This window comes from Kitasatospora sp. NPDC057198 (assembly GCF_042670125.1).
GTDB lineage: Bacteria > Actinomycetota > Actinomycetes > Streptomycetales > Streptomycetaceae > Kitasatospora.
The window spans coordinates 20,461-27,452 of the sequence record NZ_JBHUWH010000050.1 but is presented as its reverse complement, the minus strand read 5'-3'; the positions used below and the strand labels follow the sequence as shown (position 1 = coordinate 27,452).

Here is a 6,992-nt window from a genome sequence, read left to right as displayed (position 1 = left end):
GCGCCTTGTGCGGGGGCGCCGCCCCGCCCGCTCCCCCTCCGGCTCACCTTCCCGCCGGTCCGGTAGCTCCGGTAGCTCCGGTAGCTCCGACTGGTCGGCGGTGACAGCCAGCCAGACCGGGACGGCCAGCAGCACCATCGCAGCACCGAACAGCAGGAAGGTGCCGGGCGTGCCGAACACCCGCTGCAGCAGCAGGCCCACGCCCGCGCCGGCCGGCATCGCGCTCATGATCACCGCCCGGTAGGCGCCGCCGACCGCGCCGCGCACCCGGGCCGGCGTCAACCGCTGCCGGATCGACACCGTGAGCACGCCCCACATGCCGCCCAGGCAGCTGCCCGCGGTCATCGCGGCGAACAGCGGCACCCCGCGCAGGAACACCGGCGCGACGAACATCAGCCCCCAGCCCAGCCGGGTCGCGCACAGCACCGGCGCGGTGCCGAACCGGCGTTCGGCCCGGTGCGCGGTGAGCGAGCCGATCGCCGTACCGACGCCGACCGAGCTGAGCAGCACCCCGTAGCCCGCGTCGCCGAGGTGCAGCGGACCGGTGGTCGCGTACACCACGAACAGCGCCAGGAAGGACGTGTTGGCGAGCGTGGTGAGCACCCCCGCGACGGTGATCATCCGGATCACCCGGTGCCGCGCCAGGAACGCCAGCCCGGTCCACAGCCGCACCCGTTCGACCTGTCGCGCCCCTTCGACCGGCCGCGCCGGTGGCGGGACGCGGCCGACGCCGCGCGGCAGGGCGGTGAGCCGGAGCATCGAGCCGAGGTAGCCCGCCCCCGCGACCAGGAAGGTCACGGGGGCGGCCAGCGCGGTCAGCCAGCCCGCCAGCGCCGGGGCGACGAACTGGCTGGTGACCCGGACGGTGGTGGCGAGCTGCCCGTTGGCCCGGGTCAGCTCCGCGGCCGGGACGACGGTCGGCAGCACGGTCTCGCCACTGGTGTTGAACACCGTCTCGGCCACGCCCACCAGGAACGCCAGGGCCAGCAGCAGCGGCAGCGACAGCACCCCGGCCCAGGCGGCCGCCCCGATCGCCAGGATCAGCACCGCCCGCGCCCCGTCCGCGACCACCATCGCCGCCTTCCGGCTGACCCGGTCGGCCAGCATCCCGGCGGGGATCCCGAACAGCAGCCACGGCACCGTGGTCACCGCCATCACCAGCGAGGAGGCGTCCACCGAACCGGTCAGGTGCGCCACCACCAGCAGCAGGCCCATCCGCAGCACGCCGTCCCCGGTGTTGGCCAGCACGGACGCCCCCAGCAGGACGCGCAGCGGACGGTTCACCGGACGGCGTCCGGCGGCCTCCGGCGACGCGGGCGACGGCGGTGAAGGCGACGGTGACGGCAGTGGCGAAGGCGGCGGTGACGGGCTCACGGACGAAAGCTAGTGCGCGAACTTCCCCGCCGGAACACCCCTTTGGCACGTGGGAGACAGATCACAGGACGGCGACCCGGTACCCGTCCCGGCCCCGACTGTGATGCACTGGGCGCCTTGCCGAACGATGGGGAGCGTGCGACATGGAGCTGCGGACCGACTACTTCCGGGCCGCCGACGAGGCAGCCGTGCGGAAGGTGATGGAACGCGGGGAGCGCCCGCCCGCCGAGTCCTTCGAGTCGGTCCAGGCCCGGGGCATCGACCCGACCGTGGTGCTGCCGCACCTGGTCGCCGCGCTGCGCGGCGGCTCCCCGGTCAAGGACGGCCCGGACCGCTCGGTGTGGCCGACCGGCCTGCAACCCTGGCACCCCGAGGCCCCGAGCACCGCCGTCGACCTCGACGACCCGTGGATGACCGGCCCCTGGGTGGTGGAACTCTCCGACGAGACCCGCGACGCGCTGGCCGGCATCGAACGCCGGCGGCTGCCCCAGCTCACCACCCAGTGGGGCCGCACCGACGAGGTGAAGAACGTGGAACGGATCGAACTCATGCGGCTGATCCACCAGTTGGGCGTCCTGGCCCGTCGCGCCAAGAAGGACGACCAGCACCTGTACTGCGCCCTCACCGAATGAGCCCCCACATGTACGCCTTCTTCCGGGCCCCCGGCCCCGACGCCGTCCGAGCCGCCTTCGCCGCCGGCCCGGCCCTGCACGACCCGGCCACCGCCTTCGAGACCCTGCGCCCGGTCGGCGCCGACCCGGGCGACGTCCTGGAACTCCTGGACGAACTGGTCCTCACCCGCCCCGGCACCGACCTGATCGACCACACCGTCTGGCCCTCCGCCCGGCGCCCGCACTGCTTCACCATCCCCGGCGACCCCTGGACCACCGGCCCCTGGACCCACCAACTCACCCCCACCGCCCGCGACCTCCTCGCCGAAACCCCCACCCCCGCCCTCCTCGCCCTACGCCCCCACGGCCACACCCCACCCACCCCGGCCCTCATCGCCCTCCCCACCCTGACCCCCCTGGCCCGCCGAGCAGCCGCCGCCGGAGAACAGCTCTACTACTGGCTCGAGCACGAGAACTGACCCCTCGCCCGACGCCCCGCCCGCTGAGTGACCGCGATACACCCGACCACCGCAAGCGCAGCAGGCACAGCAGCCACCGGCAGGGCCTCGGCGAGCAGCAGGACCCGCCCCCAGCCCGCCGCCCAGGCATCCCCCCTACCTCCCCCCACGGCCCGCCCGCTGAGTGACCGCAATACACCCGACCACCGCGAACGCAGCAGGCACAGCAGCCACCGGCAAGGTCTCGGCGAGCAGCAGAACCGGCCCCCTCCCCCGCCCCCGGCCCGCCGCCCAGGCGCCCCCCTACCTCCCCCCACGACCCGCCCGCTGAGTGACCGCGATACACCCGACCACCGCAAGCGCAGCAGGCACAGCAGTCACCGGCAGGGTCTCGGCGAGCAGCAGGACTGCCCAGCAGAGCGTGAGCAGGGGTTGGGCGAGTTGGAGTTGGCTGGCGCGGGGGACGCCGATCGCGGCCATGCCCCGGTACCAGACCACGAAGCCGCCGAACTGCGAGACGGCCGCCAGGTAGGCCAGGCCGGTGAGGCCGTGCCAGTTCCAGTGCACGGGCTCGGTGGTGAGGGCGAGTGCGCCGGTGAGCGCGGTGACGGGCAGGGCGGCGACCACGCCCCAGGCGATCACCTGCCAGCCGGGCAGGTCGCGGGCCAGCCGTCCGCCTTCCGCGTAGCCGAACGCGCAGAGCAGCAGTGCGCCGAACAGGTACAGGTCGGCGGTGGTCAGGCCCGCGCCGCCGCTCTGCTGGACGGTGAAGGCGAGGACGACGGCCGCCCCGGCCGTCGCGGCGAGCCAGAACGCGCGCGGGGGCCGCGCCCCGGCGCGCAGCGCGCCGACGGCGGCGGTGGCCAGTGGCAGCAGGCCGATCACGACGGCGGAGTGCGCGGTGGAGGAGAGCCGCAGCGCGAGCGTGGACAGCAGCGGGAAGCCGACCGCGCAGCCCACCGCGACGGCCGCCAGGCCGGGCCACGCGGAGCGGGGCGGGACGCGGGCGCCGGTGGCGAGCAGGCAGGTACCGGCCAGCAGTGCGGCGAGGACGCCGCGCAGGCCGGTGACCGTCCAGGGCCCGAAGCCTTCGAGGGCCCAGGCGGTGGCGGGGAAGCTGAACGAGAAGGAGAGCACGCCGAGGGCGGCCTGCGCGGTGCCGCCGAGCGAACCGAGCGGTCCGGCCGGGCCGACCGCTATCGGGCGGATTCCAGTAGCGCTATTCTGTGCTGACATACAGGACGGTAGCAGTTGCCGCCCACCCGCCGGAAGGGCTCACGAATGAGCGTGCAGGAGCTGACGGACGCGCTGCGCGCCACCGTGATGCGCTACTCGCCGGGGGAGCGGATCCCCAGTAGCAGGGAGCTGGTGGAGCGCTACCGGGTCAGTCCGGTCTCGGTGTCGCGGGCGATCCGGGAGCTGGTCGCGGAGGGCGTGGTGGTGTCCCGGCCGGGGGCCGGGGTGTTCCGGGCCGAGCCGCGGCCCGCGCCCGCCGTGCAGGGGGACTTCTCCTGGCAGGAGGTGGCGCTGAGCGCGGAGGCGGGGGCGCCGCCCGCCCGGGTGGTGGACGCCTCGGGGGTGCTGGCCGCGCTGGCGATGGCCCCGCCGGAGGTGGTCGACCTGAACAGCGGTTATCCGCACGCCTCGCTGCTGCCGGAGCGGGCGCTGGCGGGTGCGCTGGGCCGGGCCGCCCGCCGTCCGGGTGCGTGGGGGCGGCCGCCGCTGGAGGGGCTGCCGGAGTTGCGCGGGTGGTTCGCCCGCGAGGTGGGCGGCGGGGTGACGGCGGCGGAGGTGCTGGTGACGGCGGGCGGGCAGAGCGCGCTGACCTGCGCGCTGCGTTCGCTGGCCCCGCCGGGTGCGCCGGTGCTGGTGGAGTCCCCGACCTATCCGGGCGTGTTGGCGATCGCCCGGGCGGCCGGGCTGCGGCCGGTGCCGGTGCCGGTGGACGCGGACGGGGTGCTCCCGGAGCGGCTGGCCGAGGCGTTCGCGGCCTCGGGGGCCCGGCTGTTCGTCTGCCAGCCGCTGTTCCAGAACCCGACCGGCGCCGTTCTGCCCGCGGAGCGGCGGCGGGCGGTGCTGGCGGCGGCGAAGCGGGCGGGGGCGTTCGTGGTGGAGGACGACTTCGCCCGGCTGCTGGCGCACGCCGACGCGGGCGAGTTGCCGCCGCCGCTGGCCGCGGACGACCCGGACGGCACGGTGGTGCACGTCCGTTCGCTGACCAAGGCGGCCTCGCCGAGCCTGCGGGTGGGGGCGCTGGTGGCCCGGGGGCCGGCGCTGGCCCGGCTGCGCTCCGTCCAGGCGGTGGATTCGTTCTTCGTGCCCCGCCCGCTCCAGGAGGCCGCCCTGGAACTGGTCACCTCCCCCGACTGGTCGCGTCATCTGCGGTCGCTGGCAAGGGAGTTGACCGAGCGTCGGCAGTTGTTCGGCACCGCCCTGGCCCGGCACGCCCCCGCCCTGCTGCCGGCCCGGCTGCCCCGCGGCGGCTTCCACCTGTGGCTGCCGCTGCCTGCCGGGGCCGATCCGGCGCTGTTCGCCGCGGCCGCGCTGCGGCACGGCGTCGCCCTCTCCCCCGGCCCGAACTACTTCACCGCCGAGCCCGCGCCGCGGGCCCGGGTCAGCCTGGCCGCCGCCGAGACGCCCGCCCGGCTCGCCACCGCCGCGCACCGGTTGGGCACCGCCCTGGAGTCGCTCGACTGACGGCCGGAACCACGGCCGGAGCCACGGCCGGAGCCACGCTCCGGATGTTCACAAATCCCCCAAATTTGCTCGAAGCTGCGCGAACCTCGATATGATCACGCAACTTCGTTCATTCGAATTCATTCGAACTCGGCCGGGCTCCACCGACTGGTCCGACCCGCAGCGACGAGCACCCCGGGGGCGCCCACCGTGATCCTCACCGTCACGCCGAATCCGGCGCTGGACGTCACCTACACCGTCCCCGGCTTCCGCCCGCACGCCAGCCACCGGGTCTCCGACGTGGCCGCCCAGGCGGGCGGCAAGGGCGTCAACGTGGCCCGGGTGCTCGCCGCGCTGGGGCGGCCCGTCCGCTGCGTGCTGCCGCTCGGCGGCCCCACGGGGGGCACCGTCCGGGCCGACCTGGCCGCCGCCGGGCTCGACCACGCCGAGGTGCCGGTCGGCGGCGACACCCGGCGCACCGTGACCGTCGCGGACGGCTCCGACGCAACCGTGCTCAACGAGCCCGGCCCGGTGCTGACCGCCGCCGAGTGGGACGCCCTGCTCGGCGAGACCGCCCGGCACCTGCCGCAGGCCGCCGTGCTGGTCCTCTCCGGCAGCCTGCCGCCCGGCGCGCCCGCCGACGGGTACGGCCAACTCGTCGCACTGGGGCGGCAGTTCCACCTGCCGGTGGTGCTCGACGCGGACGGCCCGGCGCTGCTCGCCGCCCTCCCGGCCCGGCCCACCGTGATCAAGCCGAACAGTGCCGAACTCACCGCCGCCACCGGCCTGCCCGACCCCCGGGACGCCGCCCGGGTGCTGATCCGCCGCGGCGCCGAGTCGGTGCTCGCCTCGCTCGGCCCGGACGGCCTGCTCGCCGTCGACCGCCAGGGCGCCTGGCGCTGCTCCCCGCCCGCCGCGGTCGCCGGGAACCCCACCGGCGCGGGCGACGCGGTGGTCGCCGCCCTCGCCGCCGGGCTCTCCGGCAACGCGGGCTGGCCCGCCGTCCTGCCCGACGCGGTCGCCCTCTCCGCCGCCACCGTCCCGCACCCCCGGGCCGGCCACTTCGACGCCGCCCGCTACCGCCACCTGCGGGCCACCCTCACCGCCGTCCGGGTCGGCGGCCTGGCATCCTCCGCCCCGTGACCGCGCCCACCACCACGACCACCCTCGCCTACGGCCCCGACCGCCGGGCCGTCGATGTGCACCGCCCCGACGGCCCGCCGGGGCCGCTGCCCACCGTGCTGCTCTGGCACGGCCGCGGCCCCGACGAGCGGGACGTGCTCGCCCCGCTGGCCCGGGCCGCCGCCGCGCTCGGCGTGCTGGTCGCCGTCCCGGACTGGCGCCCCGACGCGCCCGACGGCGGGCGCTCCCACCTGCTCGACTCGGCCGCCTTCGCCCGCGAACTGGCCGACGGGGCCCCGCTGGTGCTGGCCGGCTGGTCGCTCGGCGCCCGGGCCGCCGTCGCCGCCGCGCTCGCCCCGGCCGCGTTCGACGGGTTCCGCCCGCACGCGGCCGTCGGCCTGGCCGGCTCGTACGACACGCCCGCCGTCAGCACCGGCACCGTCCCGCTGGACGACCTGCGCACCGCCGACCGGGGCGTCCCCGTCCACCTGCTGCACGGCGCCGGCGACCTGGTCGTCCCGGCCGAACGCTCCCGCGCCCTGCACGCCGCCCTGCTGGCCCACGGGCACCCGGTCACCCACCGCGAACCGCCCACCGACCACGCGGGCGCGATCGGCGGCGAGTACTCCCCCGAGGCCCGCCGCTGCCTGCCCGCCACCGGCCCGCGCGCCCTCGCCGCCGGCCGCGCCGCCGCCGGACTCCTGGCCGCGGCCGCCCGCTGATCCCGTTGCCCCGGGCGCGGGTCGACCAC

General features: G+C 76.6%; 7 protein-coding genes. 5 read left to right on the top strand and 2 right to left on the bottom strand.

Annotation, left to right across the window (positions count from 1 at the left end):
• The coding region (locus tag ACFUEL_RS08940) for an MFS transporter (RefSeq protein ID WP_380235375.1) at positions 1-1,284 on the bottom strand (1,284 nt) is incomplete at its 3' end.
• A 233-nt stretch (positions 1,285-1,517) separates the two neighbouring features.
• Here ACFUEL_RS08940 and ACFUEL_RS08935 point away from each other — a divergent pair.
• Positions 1,518-2,006, top strand: a complete 489-nt coding sequence (locus tag ACFUEL_RS08935; protein WP_380235373.1) for a hypothetical protein — start codon at positions 1,518-1,520, stop codon at positions 2,004-2,006.
• A complete protein-coding gene (locus tag ACFUEL_RS08930; protein ID WP_380235372.1) occupies positions 2,003-2,464 on the top strand; it encodes a hypothetical protein in 462 nt (153 codons plus the stop codon). Before ACFUEL_RS08935 ends, ACFUEL_RS08930 begins: the two co-directional genes overlap by 4 nt.
• Before the next feature lie 282 nt (positions 2,465-2,746).
• On the opposite strand, the gene ACFUEL_RS08925 is transcribed toward ACFUEL_RS08930, so the two are convergent.
• Complete coding sequence (locus ACFUEL_RS08925; protein WP_380235371.1) at positions 2,747-3,679, bottom strand: DMT family transporter; 933 nt, start codon at positions 3,677-3,679, stop codon at positions 2,747-2,749.
• A gap of 45 nt (positions 3,680-3,724) precedes the next feature.
• Here ACFUEL_RS08925 and ACFUEL_RS08920 point away from each other — a divergent pair, with 45 nt between their 5' ends.
• The 3 genes from ACFUEL_RS08920 (at position 3,725) to ACFUEL_RS08910 (ending at position 6,963) form a co-directional block, all read left to right on the top strand.
• Positions 3,725-5,140, top strand: coding sequence for a PLP-dependent aminotransferase family protein (locus tag ACFUEL_RS08920; protein ID WP_380235370.1), 1,416 nt, complete (start codon positions 3,725-3,727; stop codon positions 5,138-5,140).
• A 189-nt stretch (positions 5,141-5,329) separates the two neighbouring features.
• A complete protein-coding gene (locus ACFUEL_RS08915; RefSeq protein WP_380235369.1) occupies positions 5,330-6,262 on the top strand; it encodes a 1-phosphofructokinase family hexose kinase in 933 nt (310 codons plus the stop codon).
• A complete protein-coding gene (locus ACFUEL_RS08910) occupies positions 6,259-6,963 on the top strand; it encodes an alpha/beta hydrolase (RefSeq protein ID WP_380235368.1) in 705 nt (234 codons plus the stop codon). The genes ACFUEL_RS08915 and ACFUEL_RS08910 overlap by 4 nt, the downstream gene beginning before the upstream one ends.
• Positions 6,964-6,992 lie beyond the last annotated feature (29 nt).

What these genes read in the sequence shown, in the direction of transcription:
- ACFUEL_RS08935 (WP_380235373.1), top strand. Translation starts at nt 1,518, where the DNA reads ATGGAGCTGCGGACCGACTACTTCCGGGCCGCCGACGAGGCAGCCGTG.
- ACFUEL_RS08930 (WP_380235372.1), top strand. Translation starts at nt 2,003, where the DNA reads ATGAGCCCCCACATGTACGCCTTCTTCCGGGCCCCCGGCCCCGACGCC.
- ACFUEL_RS08925 (WP_380235371.1), bottom strand. Translation starts at nt 3,679, where the DNA reads ATGTCAGCACAGAATAGCGCTACTGGAATCCGCCCGATAGCGGTCGGC.
- ACFUEL_RS08920 (WP_380235370.1), top strand. Translation starts at nt 3,725, where the DNA reads ATGAGCGTGCAGGAGCTGACGGACGCGCTGCGCGCCACCGTGATGCGC.